The organism is Cryobacterium sp. LW097, from assembly GCF_002205495.2.
Lineage (GTDB): Bacteria > Actinomycetota > Actinomycetes > Actinomycetales > Microbacteriaceae > Cryobacterium > Cryobacterium zongtaii.
On the sequence record NZ_CP021992.1, the window covers coordinates 580,761 to 598,288 of the forward strand.

The window sequence follows — 17,528 nt, forward strand, 5'->3', positions numbered from 1 at the left end:
GGCCAATAACCTACCGGCCCCCACGAGGGGTGAACAGCGTGGCCGTGAGGCCGGTCACAACGGCCACCTCGCGGCTGGCAAGCCAGGCATCCAGTTCGGCTACCGGCACGGGCGGGGAAATGAAGAAGCCCTGCGCGACGTCGCACCCGTGGCCGGCGAGGTCTGCGTAGGCGACGCTGCTCTCGACACCTTCGGCCACCATCCGCAGGCCGAGGCTGTGCGCCAGATCGATGGTCGAGGCCACGAGCGCGGCCGCGCGCGGATCGTCGGCCATCGGCATCACGAAGGACTTGTCCAGCTTCAGCTCGTCGATGGGCAGATCACGGAGATACGCCAGGGAGCTGTAGCCGGTGCCGAAATCGTCCACGGCGATCCGCACCCCGAGGTCACGCAGCCGGGTGAGGATGGCGTGTGCCCGTTCCCGGTCTCCCATCAGGAAGTCTTCGGTGATCTCGAGCACCAGAACTGAGGGAACCAGCCCGCGCGCGGCGACCATGTCAGCGATCCGATCAGGCAGTTCAACGTCGACGAGTGAGCTTGCCGAGAGATTGACCGCCACAGACAGCGTGCGCCCTTGCTCCTGCCAGCGAGCAGTCTGATCCAGGGCCTTCTCGAACACGATCTGCGTCATCGCCGGCATCAGCCCGGCCTCCTCGACGAGTGCGAGGAAGGCATCCGGATAGAGCAGCCCGCGCACCGGGTGATCCCAGCGCACGAGGGCCTCAACGCCCCGGACGGTGCCGTCAGCGAGATCGACCTTGGGCTGGTAGTGGAGCAGCAGCTGGTCTTCGAGCAGCGCCGTGCGCAGCTCCGCCAGGGTGCGTAACCGCTCGTCGCCCTGGCCGTCGTCGTCGCGGTAGACGTGGTGCCCGCCCCGCGTGGACTTCGCCCGGTACATGGCCATGTCGGCCTTGCGCAGCAGAAGGGTGAGGTCCTGGCCCTGCTCGGGGTGGAGGGCAATTCCGATGCTGGCGTGGGCCTGCAGGGTGATGCCGGCCAGGGTGAACGGTTCGGCCAGTGCCGTGCGCAGCTTCACGGCGACGCTCTCGGCCGCGGCGACATCGCATCCGTCGAGGTGGATGGCGAATTCGTCCCCACCCAGTCGGGCCAGCAGATCGGCCTCGCGCAGCTGCGCCGACAGTCGCCCGGCCACCACCCGGAGCAGACCGTCGCCAACGTCGTGTCCGAGGCTGTCGTTGACCTCCTTGAATTTGTCGAGATCAAGCAGCAGGAGCGCACTGCGGCGTTGCCGATCGGCGGCCAGCCGAGCGGGCACCTCGGCGTACAGTGCGCGCCGGTTGGGCAGGCCGGTGAGCTCGTCCGTCATGGCTTGGCGGTGCATGTCCGCGAGCCGGATCCGCTGCCTGAACACCAGGGGAACCGCGGCCAGCACCAGGGTCAGGCTGGCGAGCGCCACCGCGAGCGGCGGGACCTCCACCTCGCTTGCCAGGATCAGGACACCCAGCCCGGTGGCCGTGGCCAACGCCGGCACGGCCTGCGCGGGAATCGACCACGCCGGGACGGGTCGCGTCCTGTCGGCGCGGGCGGATACGTCGATCCAGCACGCGATAAAGGCGAGGCCGATTGCCCAGCCCATGTCGAGTGGGGTGCCCACGACGTACAGGTCGGTGAGTTCCAGCAGGGCGTAGGTGACGTCGGTGGCGGCAAACGTCATCAGGCCCAACACGAGCAGGATCCATCGGGGACCCGCGTTCCGCCCCTGGGAGGCCCCGACCCCGACGAAGACGGCCACGAGCAGCAGGTCGGCCAGGGGATACGACACCGCGACCGCAGTGGCCAGCGAGGCCGGTCTGTCTGCGACGGGGCCCAGGATGGGATTCAGCAGCACCGCCAGCACGGCTGCCGCGGCGACGCTGCCCAGGGCGCCGTCCAGCGCAACGGACCAGGCCATGTCCCGCGCTTTCCGGCGCACCAACACCACCAGCGCAGCCATCATCAGGGGGCAGAAGGCCAGGAACCCGATGTCGGCGAGCGACGGGTACGGCAGCGTCACGCCGAAGCCTGCCGAGAGCACAAAATAGATGTTCCCGACCGCCCAGGAGGTCACCGCTGCCGCAGCGAGCACCAGCTCCAGCTGGCCGAACCGGGTGCGGTGGAGGGCCCGCACGCAGACGAAGATGGGAACCACCATTGCGAGCAGCCCCAGCCACCCGTCGACGAGCGGGCTGAACTCGGTGTCACGTCGGAGCAGGATGGCGACGGAGAACGTCGCCAGCAGGAGCGCCATGATCCAGATCGGCCACGAGGCGAACCGCCCACCTGACCGTGTCTGTTCACCCTGCGCCGCAGATGTAGTCGCCGCCATCGCCGCCCCCAGACTTCGTCTACTCACGTTAGCCGTCACATGGTGCTTCCAGGGACACTCTCGCCAAACCCGACGACGATGGGGGCATCCGGGGCGTGCCGGGCGCTATTGGTCGGCGTGCTCCTCGAGGAACCTGTACACCTCGGTGTCGTCGACGCCGGGGAAGGTACCGCTGGGCAGCGGCGAGAGCACGTGCGCGTGCAGCCGGGCGCTCGGCCAGGCCTGGCCGTCCCAGCGGGCGGCGACCGCGCCCGACGGGCGCCGGCAACAGGACTCGTCGGGGCAGCGGGACACCGCCCGCTGCGTGGTCTCCCGGCCGCGGAACCACTTGGCCTGCGCGAACGGGGCGCCGACGCTGATCGAGAACTCGCCATCCGAGGTGCTGCCGGTCTGGGTGGCGCACCAGAAGGTGCCGGCCGGGGTGTCGGTGTACTGGTAGAACTCGGTGGTGCGGTTGGTGTGCGTGAACGCGCTGCGGGCGCTCCACTGCTTGCAGACCAGCTGGCCTTCGATCGACCCGGTCACGTCCGCGGGCAACGGCAGGCCGTCGTTCTCGTAGCCCTTCTGCAGCGCGCCGTCGCCGGTGACCCGCAGGAAGTGCACGGTCATGTCCAGGTGGGTGGTGGCCAGGTTGGTCAGCCGCAGCGCCGCAGCCTCGTGGGTGACTCCGAACGCGTCGCGCAGGTCTTCCACCGAGAGCACCCGCTCCCGCTTGGCGTTCTGCAGGAACGTGCGAGTGGCCTCCAACGGCATCAGGCAGCAGGCGGCGAAGTAATTGATCTCCAACCGCTGCCAGAGAAATTCGGCGTAGCTGGCCGGGCGCTCGTGACCGAGCAGCCGGTGCCCCATCGCCTGCAGCGCCATCGACCGCAGCCCGTGCCCGCCCGGGATCGACGCCGGCGGCAGGTAGATGCGGTGGTTGGCCAGGTCGGTCACCGACCGGGTGGAGTGCGGCAGGTCGTTCACGTAAATCAGGGTGAAGCCCAGCTGCTCGGCCATCACGCTGACCTCGCGGTGGGTGAGCGCGCCGGAGACGTGCCCGGAGGCGCGCACCCGCTCCTCGGCGAGTTTTTCGATGTCGGACATGTAGTTGCCGCGTTCCCGCATCCGTTCGCGCAGTTCGGTGTTGGCCCGGCGGGCCTCCTCCGGGGTGGCGATGGCCTCACTGGCCCGACGGGCGAGCTCGCGGTGCAGGCCCACGAGAGACTCGATCGCCGGCAGCGGCATGCCCTTGGTCACCTTCACCTGGGGCAGGCCGAGCGCACCGTAGAGCGGGTTCTTCTGCGCCCGGGCCAGCTCGATCTCCAGGGCCGCCCGGGTGTTGGGCGCCTCACCGCTGAGCAGGTCGGCCAGCGGCACCCCGAGGGCCTGCGCTAACTGCTGCAGGACGGACAGCTTGGGCTCGCGCCGGCCGTTCTCGATCAGGGAGAGCTGACTGGCCGCCAGACCTACCTGCTCACCGAGCTGGTCCAGGGTGAGCGCGCGCTCGCTCCGAAAGTGACGGATGCGATGACCCAGGGTGACGAGGTCGGAGGCCGGCGTTGGCATTCCTTAAGCATACGTAAAGAACCGTGGTTCTTAACGACTGTTTTCCGGTTCCTGACCCCGATTCGGTCGCATTCTTAATGCACAGGACGAAATTAGCGCTCCTGCCCCACTCTTCCCGCCCCGTCCGAATCCTGAGGAAGGCCAGACCATGACCGTCACCCACCCCGTGCGCAGCGACATCCGCGCCCACACCTTACACGCGACCCAGACCTCGGCCGCCACCGTCCCCGGTGTACCCACGGGTACCACCGACCCTGCCCTGCGGGCCTGGGTCGACGAGATTGCCCGCCTCACCCGGCCCGACGCCATCGTCTGGTGCACCGGCACCGCGCAGGAGGCCGACGGCCTGTCCAAACAGCTCGTCGACGAGGGCAAGCTCATCAGGCTCAACCCGGAGTGGCGGCCGAACAGCTTCCTCGCCCGCACCAGCCCGACCGACGTGGCCCGGGTGGAGGACCGCACCTTCATCTGCTCCACCGACCCCGATGACGCCGGCCCCACCAACAACTGGGCGGAACCGAAGGCGATGCGCGCCGAACTGAACGGCGTCTTCGCCGGCAGCATGCGCGGCCGCACGATGTACGTCGTGCCGTTCTCGATGGGACCGCTCGGCGGCCCCATCTCGCAACTCGGCGTGGAGATCACCGACTCGCCCTACGTGGTGCTGCACATGGGCATCATGACGCGGATGGGCGCTGCCGTGCTGCGCCTGATCGAGGCGGGCGCCCCGTGGGTGCACACCGTGCACAGCGTAGGCTTCCCGCTCGTGGACGGTGCCGGCATCCGCCGGGCCGACGTCACCTGGCCCAGTAACGACACCAAGTACATCGTGCAGTTCCCCGAGGACCGCGAGGTCTGGTCGTTCGGCTCCGGCTACGGCGGCAACGCCCTGCTGTCGAAGAAGTCGTTCGCGCTGCGGATCGCGTCGGTGATGGCCCGTGATGAGGGCTGGCTGGCCGAGCACATGCTGCTGATCAAGGTCACCTCACCTGAGGGCGGCACCTACCATGTGGCCGCCGCGTTCCCCTCGGCCTGCGGCAAGACCAACCTGTCGATGCTCAAGCCCACCGTTCCGGGCTGGACCGTGGAGACCATCGGCGACGACATCGCGTGGCTGCGCCCCGGCGACGACGGCCGGCTCTGGGCGATCAACCCCGAGGCCGGGTTCTTCGGCGTGGCCCCCGGCACCGGTGAGACCACCAACCCCACCGCCGTGCAGACGGTGTGGGGCAACACCATCTTCACCAACGTCGCCCTCCGCGACGACGGCGACGTGTGGTGGGAGGGCCTGACCGACACCCCGCCCGCGCACCTCACCGACTGGGAGGGCAACTCCTGGACGCCCGACAGCGGCCGGCCGGCCGCGCACCCCAACTCCCGATTCACCGTGCCGGCGGCGCAGTGCCCGTCGATCGCCGACAGCTGGGAATCCAGTGGGGGAGTGCCCATCGACGCCATCCTGTTCGGCGGCCGGCGCGCCACCAACGTGCCGCTGGTCGCGGAGGCCCGCAGCTGGAAGCACGGCGTGTTCATGGGCGCCACCATCTCCTCGGAGAAGACCGCCGCCGCCGAAGGCACCGTGGGAGAGCTGCGCCGAGACCCCTTCGCAATGCTGCCGTTCTGCGGCTACAACATGGCCGACTACTGGGCGCACTGGCTGCGGGTCGGCCGCGGACTGGGCGTCAAGGCGCCCGCGATCTTCCAGGTCAACTGGTTCCGCAAGGGCGAGGACGGCAGCTTCCTCTGGCCCGGCTTCGGCGAGAACTCCCGGGTGCTCGAGTGGATCATCCGCCGGGTCGAGGGCAGCGTCGACGCCGTCGATACCCCGATCGGGCGGATGCCGGAGCCCGGCGCCATCAACGTCGACGGCCTCGACGTGACACCGGATGCCCTCGAGCAGCTGTTCCGCATCGACCCGGCCTCCTGGCTGGCCGAGTGCGACCTCACCGAGGAGTTCTTCGGCCGATTCGGCGGCCGAGTGCCGGCCGCGCTGCGGTCCGAGCTCGCCAGCCTGCGCTACCACCTCGCAACGTAGGCGCGGCGGCTCTGCGCTCATTGTGCGCCGGGTGACCGAATAGGATTCAGTCATCCCGAGGTAAGCAATGAGGTGAATCCGTGGTTCCAAATGGCGATCTGCGGGCGCGGCGTGGCACGAATCTGCCCCGGATGGGCGACTTCAATGCCGCCGTCGTGCTCGACGCGATCCGCCGCTCGGTCAACGGCCTCAGCCGGGTGGAGCTCGGGCACTCCACCGGGCTGTCCGCGCAGACCGTCTCAAACATCTGTCGTCGGCTGATCGACCGGGACATGGTGCTCGAAGCCGGCAAGGCCAGCAGCGGTCCCGGCAAGCCGCGCACGATCCTGAAGCTGAACCCCGGCGGCGTATACGCCGTAGGCGTGCATCTGGACCCGGCGGTGATGACCTTCGCCATCCTCGACCTCACCGGCGCCGTCGTGCACCGATCCCGCAGCGCCACGCCCGCGGCCAGCGACCCGGACCATGTCGTCCGTCACATCGTGGAGGAGATCGAACGGCTGATCCGCGAGGCCGGGGTGGACCGCGCGAAGATCGCCGGGCTCGGCGTCGCGACGCCGGGGCCGATCGATCCCGAGCGCGGAACGGTCGTCGATCCGCCACACCTGCTCGGCTGGCACCTGGTGCCGCTCCGCGACGCCCTCGCGCAGGCGACCGGCTTCGAGGTGATCGTAGACAAGGACGTCACCGCAGCCGCCGTGGCCGAGATGTGGGCGGGCGGGCCCAGCGGGGTCGGCAGCTTCGTGTTCTTCTACCTCGGCACCGGCATTGGGGCGGGTTTGGTGCTGCGGGACGAGGTCGTGCGCGGCAGCTCGCACAATTCCGGAGAAATCGGCCACATCATTGTCGATCCGGACGGTCCGCCGTGCGGCTGTGGGCTTCGGGGCTGTGTCGCGGTCACCTGCACCCCGCAGAGCCTGGTGCGGGCGGCCGTGCGGCTCGGCGTGCTGACCGCCTCGAAGCCGAACGCGGATGCCCGAGAGACCGATGTGCAGTTCTCGGCCCTGTGCGAGCTTGCCGAGGGCGGGTCGGATGCGGCGTTGGCCGTCCTGGAGCAGTCCGCCGGCCGGGTCGCGAAAGCGGTGTCGGTGCTCACGAACCTGCTCGACGTCGACCGGGTGGTGTTCGGCGGGCCCTACTGGTCGCGGCTGAGCCGGGTGTACCTGCGCCGGATACCCGGCCTGTTGGACGAGCTGACGGTCGCCAGGAGCATCCACCGAATCGAGGTGGCGGGCACAGGAGTCGGCGAGGACGTCGGCGCTGTCGGCGCCGCCTGCCTGGTGCTGGACCACACGCTCGCACCGCGTGCGGCCCGTCTGATCCTCGGTTAGTCACAGCTCGGTAAAGGTGCCGTCAGGCTCTTGTGCGAGTTTATCCATTCGATTTAGTATTTCCGTATGCCACCTGCCGGTAACTGGGCCGGTCAGCGTTTGGGGGGCACGAGCTGGAGCAAAGGAGCACCATGCATCGCAACGCAAAACTCGCCCTGTCCGTGTTGGCGGCAACCTCGATGGTTGCGCTGGCGGGCTGTACGGCTGCCGGAGGCGACGCCGACGGCGACAGCCAATCACTGAAGATCGTGTACCAGAAGACCGATTCCTTCACGGCTCTGGACGAGCTGTTCACTAAGATCAAGCCGGAGTTCGAGGCCGCGAACCCCGGGGTCACCGTCGAACTCGAGCCGATCCAGGCCAACGACGACGATTACTCCACCAAGCTCGCGCTCTCGCAGAAGTCCGCCGAGACCGCACCCGACGTGTTCTACGAGGACACCTTCCGGCTGCGCTCCGACATCGACGCGGGCTACCTGCTCAACATCGACGACCAGCTCGCCGACTGGGACGAGTGGGCGCAGTTCAACGAGGGAGCCAAGGCCGCCGGGATGGGGGATGACGGCAGCGTTTACGCCGTCCCGCTGGGCACCGACACCCGGGGCATCTGGTACAGCAAACCGGTCTTCGCCGCCGCCGGCATCGAGCTGCCGTGGCAGCCGGAAACCTGGGACGACATCCTGACGGCCGCCCGCGCCATCCAGGACACCCAGCCCGACGTGGTGCCGTTCAACATGTACGCAGGTAAGGGCACCGGCGAGGGCACCGTGATGCAGAGCTTCTACGAGTTGCTCTACGGCACCGGAGACACCCTCTACAACGAGGACGACCAGAAATGGGTGGTCGAATCCCAGGGTTTCAAGGACTCCCTCGAGTTCCTGGAGACCCTCTACGCGGAGAAGCTCGCCCTCGATCCGTCCGAGGCGCTGGACCCGAACGTGTGGAAGAAGGTCTTCGGCGAGTTGTTCCCGCAGGGCAAGCTCGGCGGCACCGTCGAAGGTTCCTACACCCCGTCGTTCTGGCAGACCGGCGGCTCCTACGAGTGGCCGGCGTACACCGAGGACATGGCCGTCGCGACGTTCCCCACCCAGAACGGTGAGGAACCCGGAGGTGTGAGCATGTCGGGTGGCTGGACCCTCGCGGTGGGGGCGAAGACCGCGAACGCGGACCTCGCGTTCGATTTCCTCGCCCTGGCCGTCAGCCAGGAGAACGCCCTCTGGTACGCGATCAACAATTCCCAGATTGCCGTGCGCACGGATGTCGCCAGCGAACCGACCTACCTCGCCGCGAACCCGTTCGTGGCCGACGTGACCGAGCTGGTGGACGTGACCCACTACCGCCCGGCAACGAGCGACTACTCCAAGATCTCCGCCGAAGTGCAGGCGGCCACCGAGGCCGTCATTACCGGGCAGATGAGCGTGGATGAAGCGGCGGCCGCGTACGACACCGCCGTGGAGGGCATCGTGGGCGCCGACAAGGTCACCACGAAGTAGTCCATGTCAGCCGACACCGTTTCCCACTCTCCCGGTGAGACCGTGGCCGGGTCGGGACCCTCGGGTCCCGGCCCGCGCCGGCGGCCACGGGGACGCACCCTGACCCGGGTGCTGCCCCTGGCGCCGGCCGTCGTGCTCCTCGCGATCTTCCTGCTCGGGCCGGTCATCTGGTCGTTCTACGGGTCCTTCACCGACGCGGCCCTCACCGGCGCGAGCGCACAGGACCCGCAGTGGGTGGGCCTGGACAACTACCTCACCCTGTTCACGGACCCGGTCTTTCCGCTGTCGCTGTGGCTGACCTTCGTGTTCGTGGTCGCCTCCGCCATCGTCGGCCAGAACGTCCTCGGGCTGGGCATCGCCCTGCTGATGAATCGGGCAAGCAAGGTGGTCAGCGCCGTGGTCGGCACGGCCGTCGTCGCGGCCTGGGTGCTGCCCGAGATCGTCGCCGCCTTCGTCGCCTACGCCTACTTCAGCGAGGACGGCACCCTGAACCAGGTGCTCGCCGCGGCGGGGATGAGCGGACCGAACTGGCTGTACAGCTTTCCCATGCTCTCGATCATCCTGGCCAACGCCTGGCGGGGCACCGCGTTCTCGATGATGGTCTACCGGGCGGCGTTGAACGATGTGCCGGTAGAGGTGACGGAGGCCGCCATGATTGACGGCGCCGACGGCATCAAGCGCCTCACCTGGATCACCATCCCGATGATCAAGAACAGCATCGCCACCAACCTGATGCTGATCACCCTACAGACGCTGTCGGTGTTCACCCTGATCTGGGTGATGACCGCGGGCGGACCCGGAAACGAAAGCACCACCCTGCCGATCATGGCGTTCCAGGAGGCATTCAAGTTCGGTGACATCGGCTACGGCACCGCCATCGCGACGGTCATGCTGCTCATCGGTGCCGCTTTCTCGCTTGTCTACATTCGGGCGCTTCGCCCAGAAAAGGTCTGAGCCGATGACCGTCAGCACCCTCGCCACCTCGGTGGCCTCGCCGCGCAAGGCCACCGGCGCGCTCCTGGCCAATGCCGTTCTCATCGTCATCGCACTGTGCTTCCTGCTGCCGCTGGCCTGGCTGGTCCTGGCCTCCCTCGACGTGAAGGCCACCTACCAGACCCAGATTCCCGAGCAACTGTCCGTGGACAACTTTGCCGCGGTGTTCAACCCCGAGCTGACGTTCCTGCCGCTCTGGAACAGCCTGCTGCTCTCCGGCGGCGCCGCCGTCGTCACTGTGCTGGCGTCGGTGCTGGCTGCCTACCCGCTCTCCAGGTACACCATGCGCTTCAACAAGCCGTTCATGTACGGGGTCCTGTTCGGCACCTGCCTACCCATCACCGCAATCATGGTTCCGGTGTACAGCCTGTTCGTTCGCCTTAATCTGCTGGACTCGATTCCTGCCACGATCTTCTTCATGGCGGCGACCTCGCTGCCGATGGCCATTTGGATGACCAAGAACTTCATGGACTCGGTTCCGGTCAGCCTGGAGGAAGCCGCCTGGGTCGACGGGGCGTCAGCGATGAACGCCCTCCGGCGCATCGTTGTGCCCCTCATGCGCCCCGGACTGAGCGTGGTGTTCATCTTCGTGTTCATCCAGGCCTGGGGCAATTTCTTCGTGCCGTTCGTGTTGCTGCTCTCGCCGAGCAAGCAGCCGGCCGCTGTGAGCATCTACAGCTTTTTCGGCCAGTACGGTGCCATCGCGTACGGTCAGCTCGCCGCGTTCTCCGTGCTGTATTCAGTCCCGGTGATTCTGCTCTACGTCCTCGTTTCCCGCGGCATGGGCGGGTCATTCACCATGTCAGGCGCGATCAAGGGTTAGGAACGGTACCAGTCATGCATGATGACAGCACGCTCGTGGAATTGCGGATCAGCCGGTTCGTCCGGGAACGGCTCCGACCAGCCCTCAACCGGGCCGCCGTGCCCCTCGCCATCGAATCGTGGGATGCTCCGGGTGAGCCCGTACCCTTCATGGACGCCATCCGCCAGGACTACAGCCCGTTCGGTACCGGCCGAACCTGGGGGCGGCCGTGGGGAACGACCTGGTTGCACGTCACCGGCAGCGTTCCGGCCCAGTGGCCGGTCGACGACTCCCTGCGGGTCGAACTCCTGGTCGATCTCGGCTTCAGCAAGGCGACGCCGGGGTTCCAGGCCGAAGGCCTGGTCTGGTCCCCGGACGGTGTCATCCTCAAGGCGGTCGAGCCCCGCAACCGCTCCGTCCCTCTGACGGTGGGACCCGGTGGGCGCATCGACCTTTACATCGAGGCGGCCGCCAACCCGGATGTCACCTCCGGCTTCACCTTCGTCGCCACCGATAAGGGCGACCCCGCCACGGCCGGAGCCACCCCGATCTACCGGCTTCGGCAGGTGGACGTGGTGCTCAAGGACCAGACCGTGTGGGAGCTCCTGCAGGATTTCTGGACCCTGACCGGTCTCATGCGTGAGCTTCCCACGGGTCTCGCCCGGCGGGCGGAGATCCTACGGGCGCTGGAACGCAGCATCGACGTCGTGGACCCTGACGACGTCGCGGGCACGGCGTCCCGTGGACGCGCGGCGCTCGCCGAAGTGCTCGCCCGACCGGCGAACGCGAGCGCCCACCATCTGCACGCCGTGGGCCACGCCCACATCGACAGCGCCTGGCTCTGGCCGGTGCGGGAGACTGTGCGCAAGGTGGCACGCACCTTCTCCAATGTGCTGGCCCTGATCGAGGCGAACCCGGACTTCACCTTCGCCGCGTCATCCGCCCAGCAGTATGCCTGGCTCAAGGAGCACTACCCGGAGCTGTTCGCCAGGGTCAAGGCGCAGGTCGCGGCCGGCACGTTTGTGCCGGTGGGTGGGATGTGGGTGGAGTCGGACACCAACATGCCCGGTGGTGAGGCGCTGGCTCGCCAATTCGTCGCCGGGAAGCGTTTTTTCATGGAGGAATTCGGCGTCGAGCCGCTGGAGGTGTGGCTGCCCGACTCGTTCGGCTATTCGGCGGCGTTGCCGCAGATCGTGGCGGCGGCAGGGTCGCGGTGGTTCCTGACCCAAAAGACCTCCTGGAACGAGACCAACCTGATGCCGCACCACACCTTCCGGTGGGAAGGCATCGATGGCACCCAGATTTTCACCCACTTCCCTCCCGTCGACACGTATAACGCGGAGTTGTCGGGGGAGGAGCTGGCGCGAGCGGAGCACCAATATGCCGAGAAGGGGTCGGCCAACACGTCGCTCGTGCCATTCGGATGGGGGGACGGCGGCGGCGGACCGACCACGGAGATGATCGCCGCCGCCCGCCGAACCGAGTCGCTGGAAGGCTCGCCGACGGTGGAGCTGTCCAGCCCGCGACGCTTTTTCGAGGCGGCCGAGGCCGAGTACCCCGAGCCGCCGGTCTGGCTCGGCGAGTTGTACCTCGAGTTCCACCGGGGCACCTACACCTCCCAGGCTCGCACCAAACGCGGCAACCGCCGCAGCGAGCACCTGCTGCGCGAGGCCGAACTGTGGGCGGCCACGGCATCCGTGCGCTCGGGGGTCGCCTACCCCTACGATCTGCTCGAGCAGACCTGGCACACCGTGCTGCTGCAACAGTTCCACGACATCCTGCCCGGCTCCTCCATCGCCTGGGTGCACCAGGAAGCCGAACGCAACTACGCCGCCGTCGCCGACACCCTGACCGACGTGATCGAGACCACTGTGCGGCAGCTGTGCTCCACCGGCGACAGCACAGTTCTCCTGAACGCGGGCCCGTACGCCCTTGACGGCGTGGCGGGGCTGGCGGGCGCGGATGCCGCCCACCCCGATCCGGCGGCGCCGGCGGCTGACGTCACCCTGACCCGCACGGCGGCCGGCCTCGTGCTCGACAACGGACTCGTGGCCGTCACCATCGACGCCGACGGGCTCTTCAGCTCGGTGTGGGACGTGATCGCGCACCGCGAGCTGGTGCCGGCGGGTTCCCGGGGCAACCTGCTGCAGCTGCACCGGGACACCCCCACCCAGTGGGACGCCTGGGACATCGACGAACACTACAAACGCAACACCGTGGACCTGACCACGGCGGAGTCCGTCGAGGTGATCCTGGACACGCCCGACCGGGCCCGCGTGCGGGTGACCCGTGCCTTCGGGACCTCCCGCGTGGTCGAGGACATCACCCTGTCGGCGGGGTCGCCGGCGGTGGATCTGCACTTCGATCTGGACTGGCACGAACGGCAGAAGCTGCTCAAGCTGGCCTTCCCGCTCGACGTGAACGCCGACCGGGCCGCCTCGGAGATCCAGTTCGGCCACGTCTTCCGGGCCACGCACACCAACACCTCCTGGGATGCCGCCCGGTTCGAGACGGTGGCGCATCGGTGGGTGCACGCGGGCGAGCCCGGCTACGGGGTGGCCGTGGCCAACGATTCCACCTACGGACATGACATCAGCCGGTCCCCGGACGGCGCCGGCCGGTCCGCGACCACGGTGCGGCTGTCGCTGCTGCGCGCGGCCGTGTTCCCCGACCCCGCCGCCGACCAGGGCCGGCATGAGCTGCGGGTCTCCCTGCGGGTGGGCTCCGGCATCCCCGAGGCCGTGGCCGAGGGCTACCGGCTGAACCTGCCGCTGCGCACCGTGACCGGGGTGGCCGACGCTGTCGTCGAGCCCCTGCTCCGGGTCGACAACCCGGCCGTGGTGATCGAGGCGGTCAAGCTCGCCGAAGACAGGAGCGGGGATGTGATCGTGCGGCTGTACGAGGCGCACGGCAATCGGTCGACGGCGCGGCTCATCCGGCATTTCGAGGCGACGGATGTGGTGGAGACCGACCTGCTCGAGCGCCCGCTGGCCGAGCCCCGCGTCGAGCTCGCCGCCGGGGCGCCGCTCCCGGTGGAGTCGCACGCCCTCACCCTCACCCTGCGCCCGTTCGAGATCGTCACGCTGCGCTTCATCCGCCGCCGGTAACTCGCGAAAGCGGCCACGTGGTCGTGTCGCGGGTGGGGAGGCAGCCACGTGCCCGCTCTCGCGGGGAGAGCGGACCTCGCGGAAGACGTCGCGAGTGCTGTTAGACCAGCAGCTGGTGCTTGGCCAGGTCGCGGTACAGCGGGGTGGAGAGCACCAGCTCGGAGTGGGTCCCGGTGCCGACGACCTCGCCGTGGTCCAGGACCACGATCTGGTCAGAGTCGACCACGGTGGAGAGCCGGTGCGCGATCACGATCAGGGTGCGGTCCACCGCCACGGCGTCGATGGCCTCGCGCATCAGCTGTTCGTTCATGCCGTCCAGGCTCGAGGTGGACTCGTCCAGCAGCAGGATCGGCGGGGCGGCGAGCAGCGCCCGGGCGATGGCGAGGCGCTGGCGTTCGCCGCCGGAGAGTTTGACGCCGTCTTCGCCGACCGCGGCACCGAGGCCGGCCGGGTCGCGGTCGAGCACCTCGCCGAGGTTCACGGCGTGCAGCACGGCCACGCACTGCTCGTCGGTGGCGTCCGGCGTGGCGAGGGTGAGGTTGTCGCGCAGCGAGCCGGCCAGCACGGGGGCGTCCTGCTCCACGTAGCCGATCTGACCGCGCAGGTCGGTGCGGTCCAGGCTGCGGATGTCGAGGCCGCCGAGCCGCACCACGCCGGAGTCGGCGTCGTAGAACCGCTCGATCAGCGCGAGGATGGTGCTCTTGCCGGCACCGGACGGGCCCACCAGAGCGGTGCGCAGACCGCGGGGGGCACTGAACGAGACGCCGCGCAGCACCGGTGTCGGGGTGGCCGGGCCGACAGCAGGGGCCGTCGTGTCGGGGCCGGTGAACTCGGTGGTGGCGTCGGGGGTGCTGCCGTCCTCGGCGGCGAGGACCGCCTGGGCGACCGGGCCGGGGCGCACGGCAGCCAGCTGCTCGCCGGTGGCGGCATCCGTCGTGGCGAGCACGGTGGGGGCGTAGTGGAAGCGCACGTCCTCGAACGAGATCGCCGGCGCCTCCGGGTTGACCTTGGCGTTCGCGGCGCCCACCACGATGGCCAGCGGCGCGATGTCGCGGTCGAACTGGTCTTCGCTGGGCAGGTCGATGATCTCCTGGATGCGGCCGAGGGCGCCGAGCGCCGAGTTGACCGAGGTGATCGCGCCGAAGAACTGGCCCAGCGGCATGATCATCATGAACAGGAACAGGATGAACGACACCAGGTCGGCGATGGTGATGCTGCCGTCCGCCACCCGGAAGCCCCCGACGCCGAGCACCACGAGCAGCGACACCTGCAGCGCGATGCCGGCGATCGGCACGACCAGGGCCGAGACCTTGGCGACCTTGATGCCCATCTGCCAGGCACCCTCGGCGTCCTTTTCGACCACCGCGATCTCGCGGGCGGTGGCGTTGGCGGCGCGCACCGTGCGTACGGCGCTGATGGCCCGTTCAACGCTGGCGGCCAGGTCGCCGACCTTGGTCTGGGCGGCCAGGCTGGCGGTGCGGATGCGCCGGGACAGCAGCACCACGGTAACCACTGACACGGCGATCACGAGCACCGTAAGGCCCAGCAGCACCGGGTCGATGATGAGCATCGCGATGATGGCGCCGATGAAGGTGAGCGACCCGCCGATGGCCTCCACGGCGCCCTGGGTGAGCACGGCGCGGAGCAGGGTGGTGTCCGAGCTGACCCTGGAGACCAGGTCGCCGGTGCGGCGGGCGTCGAACTGGCTGATCGGCAGGTTCAGCATCCGCCCGATCAGGCGGCGGCGGCTGGAGAGCACCACGCCCTCGCCGGTGCGCTGCAGAAGGTAGTGCTGGTATCCGCTGATCAGGGCGGAGACCACGACGAGCGCGACGAGCCCCGTGACGATGTTGTCCAGCGGGTCGCCGGCCTCGACGAGGGTGATCACCTGGCTCACCAGCAGCGGCTGGGCCAGGCTCGCGGCGGCGCCGAGCACGCTGAGCACCACGACAACGCTGAGCACGGCCCGGTGTTCGGACAGGTAGGGCAGCAACTGGCTGAAGGAGGCCCGCGGCCCTTCGGTCGGGGCGCCGCGGCGGCCCATCCGGGAACGTGTCCTGGGTGCGGGGGTGTCGGACGCGGGGGTGCTGGTGCCGGGGGGTGTCGTACTCACCAGTCGAGCTTAACCGGCGCCCGCGCGGATGCGGGCCTCGCCGGGTGCAGGCTAGCCACGGCCGTACTTCTTGTGCACGGCCTGCCGGGAGACCTCGAGGGCCAGGGCGATCAGCTGCCAGGGCGCATTGGCGTTGCGTGCCCGCCGCACGGCCAGGGCCTCGGCGCGGTCGAGTTCGCCGCGCATCCGCTTGATTGCCCGCAGTGTCTCGATCGGGTCGCCTGAGCCGGCGTCGCCCACCAGTGTTCGTCCCGTGTCATCCAACATGTGTCAACCGTAATTGACAGATCCCATTCGTGTCAACTCAAATTGACATCCGATTGCGCGAAAGCGGCCATGTGGCTACCTCAGAGAACTGAGACAGCCACACGACCGCTTTCGCGAGCTGTAGCGCCAGCGTGGGTCGAGCCGCGCGGGTCAGCGCTCGAGGTCGAGGTCGCGGGTCTCGCGGCTGAGGTAGAGCGCCACCAGGGTGATCAGGCCCATCACCGAAAGGTAGATGCCCACCCAGAACGGGCTGCCCTCGCCGAGGGTCCACAGCCACACGGCGATGAACGGGGCCACGGCCGCACCGAGGATCGAGCTCATGTTGTACGCGAACGCGGAGCCCGTGTAGCGCACGTGGGTGGGGAACAGCTCGGGCAGCAGCGCGCCCATCGGGCCGAACGTCATGCCCATCAGGGTGAAGCCGAGGATCAGGAAGATCATCACGCCGAGGAACCCGGCGCCCAGCAGCGGCACGAACAGGAACCCGAACACGACGATTCCCGCGGTCACCCAGAGCAGCGTGCGGCGGCGGCCGAACCTGTCCGCCCACGGCCCGGAGGCGAGGGTGAAGATGCCGAAGAACACGACGCCGCCGATCATCATCAGCACGAACGTGGTGTAGCTGTAGCCGAGGCCCGCCACCGGCGCATCCGTGGCGGCACGGCCGTAGCTGAGGCTGAACGTGGTCATCAGGTAGAACAGCACGTAGGTGGCCAGCATGATGAAGGTGCCCAGGATGAGTTCACGCCAGTTGGACTTGAACACCGCGGCGAGCGGCAGCTTGGCGACCTTCTTGGTGGTGACGATCTTGGTGAACGCGTCGCTCTCCACCAGGCGCAGACGCACCCAGAGGCCCACGATCACCATGACGGCGCTGAACAGGAACGGCACCCGCCATGCCCACTCGAGGAACGCATCCGACGGCCGGGTCGGGTCGTCGGAGGGCAGCAGCAGCGCGATGAGCAGGAACAGGCCGTTCGCGATGATGAAGCCGAGCGGGGCGCCGACCTGCGGGAAGGTGCCGTACCAGGCGCGCTTGCCCTTGGGGGCGTTCTCGGTGGCCACCAGGGCCGCGCCGCTCCACTCGCCGCCGAGGGCGAAGCCCTGGGCGAGGCGCAGGATCACCAGCATCGCCGGGGCGAGCCAGCCGACCATGGCGTATGTGGGCAGCAGCCCGATCAGGAACGTGGCGATCCCCATCGTGAGCAGCGCTCCGACCAGGGTGGCCTTGCGGCCTTTCTTGTCGCCGAAGTGGCCGAAGAACAGGGCGCCGAGCGGCCGGGCCACCATGGCGGCGCCGAACACCGCGAAGGAGGCGAGCAGGGCGGCGGTCTCGTTGCCGGACGGGAAGAACAGGTGCGGGAAGACCAGCACAGCGGCGGTGGCGTAGACGTAGAAGTCGTAGAACTCTATGGTGGTGCCGATGAGGCTGGCCAGGATGACGCGGCTGCGAGGATTCGTGGGCGCGGGGGCGACGGATGTGGCCGCCGCGGTGGATGCTGACATGAGTGTG

11 protein-coding genes are annotated in these 17,528 nt (G+C 68.6%); 6 read left to right on the forward strand and 5 right to left on the reverse strand.

Features of this window, described 5'->3' with window-relative positions:
* Positions 1-10 precede the first annotated feature (10 nt).
* Both B7495_RS02715 and B7495_RS02720 read right to left on the reverse strand, forming a co-directional pair.
* A complete protein-coding gene (locus B7495_RS02715) occupies positions 11-2,248 on the reverse strand; it encodes a bifunctional diguanylate cyclase/phosphodiesterase (protein ID WP_166789307.1) in 2,238 nt (745 codons plus the stop codon).
* Between the two features lie 183 nt (positions 2,249-2,431).
* A complete protein-coding gene (locus B7495_RS02720) occupies positions 2,432-3,874 on the reverse strand; it encodes a helix-turn-helix domain-containing protein (protein ID WP_088455220.1) in 1,443 nt (480 codons plus the stop codon).
* Between the two features lie 148 nt (positions 3,875-4,022).
* Here B7495_RS02720 and B7495_RS02725 point away from each other — a divergent pair, with 148 nt between their 5' ends.
* The 6 genes from B7495_RS02725 to B7495_RS02750 all read left to right on the forward strand — a co-directional run bounded on the left by B7495_RS02725 (position 4,023) and on the right by B7495_RS02750 (position 13,635).
* On the forward strand, positions 4,023-5,909 hold the full coding sequence (locus B7495_RS02725) for a phosphoenolpyruvate carboxykinase (GTP) (protein WP_088455221.1): 1,887 nt from the start codon (positions 4,023-4,025) through the stop codon (positions 5,907-5,909).
* Between the two features lie 131 nt (positions 5,910-6,040).
* Positions 6,041-7,240, forward strand: coding sequence for an ROK family protein (locus B7495_RS02730; RefSeq protein WP_088455222.1), 1,200 nt, complete (start codon positions 6,041-6,043; stop codon positions 7,238-7,240).
* Between the two features lie 131 nt (positions 7,241-7,371).
* A complete protein-coding gene (locus B7495_RS02735; protein ID WP_088455223.1) occupies positions 7,372-8,733 on the forward strand; it encodes an extracellular solute-binding protein in 1,362 nt (453 codons plus the stop codon).
* A 3-nt stretch (positions 8,734-8,736) separates the two neighbouring features.
* Positions 8,737-9,687, forward strand: coding sequence for a carbohydrate ABC transporter permease (locus B7495_RS02740; protein ID WP_088455224.1), 951 nt, complete (start codon positions 8,737-8,739; stop codon positions 9,685-9,687).
* A 4-nt stretch (positions 9,688-9,691) separates the two neighbouring features.
* Positions 9,692-10,549: a carbohydrate ABC transporter permease gene (locus tag B7495_RS02745; RefSeq protein WP_088455225.1), complete on the forward strand. Its 858-nt coding sequence runs from the start codon at positions 9,692-9,694 to the stop codon at positions 10,547-10,549.
* 14 nt (positions 10,550-10,563) lie between these two features.
* Entirely contained in the window at positions 10,564-13,635 is a 3,072-nt protein-coding gene (locus B7495_RS02750) for a glycoside hydrolase family 38 C-terminal domain-containing protein (protein WP_088455226.1), read from the forward strand.
* A gap of 100 nt (positions 13,636-13,735) precedes the next feature.
* On the opposite strand, the gene B7495_RS02755 is transcribed toward B7495_RS02750, so the two are convergent.
* The 3 genes from B7495_RS02755 to B7495_RS02765 all read right to left on the reverse strand — a co-directional run bounded on the left by B7495_RS02755 (position 13,736) and on the right by B7495_RS02765 (position 17,521).
* Positions 13,736-15,679: an ABC transporter ATP-binding protein gene (locus tag B7495_RS02755; RefSeq protein WP_088455227.1), complete on the reverse strand. Its 1,944-nt coding sequence runs from the start codon at positions 15,677-15,679 to the stop codon at positions 13,736-13,738.
* A gap of 120 nt (positions 15,680-15,799) precedes the next feature.
* Positions 15,800-16,015 carry a hypothetical protein gene (locus B7495_RS02760; protein ID WP_088455228.1) on the reverse strand — a complete coding sequence of 72 codons (216 nt, stop codon included), beginning with the start codon at positions 16,013-16,015 and terminating at the stop codon, positions 15,800-15,802.
* Positions 16,016-16,165: 150 nt separating this feature from the next.
* Positions 16,166-17,521 (reverse strand): MFS transporter, encoded by a 1,356-nt coding sequence (locus B7495_RS02765; protein WP_088455229.1) that lies wholly within the window; start codon positions 17,519-17,521, stop codon positions 16,166-16,168.
* Between the last annotated feature and the right edge of the window lie 7 nt (positions 17,522-17,528).

Coding starts and splice junctions, on each gene's coding strand:
- B7495_RS02750 (WP_088455226.1), top strand. CDS start 10,564: ATGCATGATGACAGCACGCTCGTGGAATTGCGGATCAGCCGGTTCGTC.
- B7495_RS02755 (WP_088455227.1), bottom strand. CDS start 15,679: ATGGGCCGCCGCGGCGCCCCGACCGAAGGGCCGCGGGCCTCCTTCAGC.
- B7495_RS02715 (WP_166789307.1), bottom strand. CDS start 2,248: ATGGCGCTCCTGCTGGCGACGTTCTCCGTCGCCATCCTGCTCCGACGT.
- B7495_RS02745 (WP_088455225.1), top strand. CDS start 9,692: ATGACCGTCAGCACCCTCGCCACCTCGGTGGCCTCGCCGCGCAAGGCC.
- B7495_RS02725 (WP_088455221.1), top strand. CDS start 4,023: ATGACCGTCACCCACCCCGTGCGCAGCGACATCCGCGCCCACACCTTA.
- B7495_RS02765 (WP_088455229.1), bottom strand. CDS start 17,521: ATGTCAGCATCCACCGCGGCGGCCACATCCGTCGCCCCCGCGCCCACG.
- B7495_RS02720 (WP_088455220.1), bottom strand. CDS start 3,874: ATGCCAACGCCGGCCTCCGACCTCGTCACCCTGGGTCATCGCATCCGT.
- B7495_RS02740 (WP_088455224.1), top strand. CDS start 8,737: ATGTCAGCCGACACCGTTTCCCACTCTCCCGGTGAGACCGTGGCCGGG.
- B7495_RS02730 (WP_088455222.1), top strand. CDS start 6,041: ATGGGCGACTTCAATGCCGCCGTCGTGCTCGACGCGATCCGCCGCTCG.
- B7495_RS02735 (WP_088455223.1), top strand. CDS start 7,372: ATGCATCGCAACGCAAAACTCGCCCTGTCCGTGTTGGCGGCAACCTCG.
- B7495_RS02760 (WP_088455228.1), bottom strand. CDS start 16,015: ATGTTGGATGACACGGGACGAACACTGGTGGGCGACGCCGGCTCAGGC.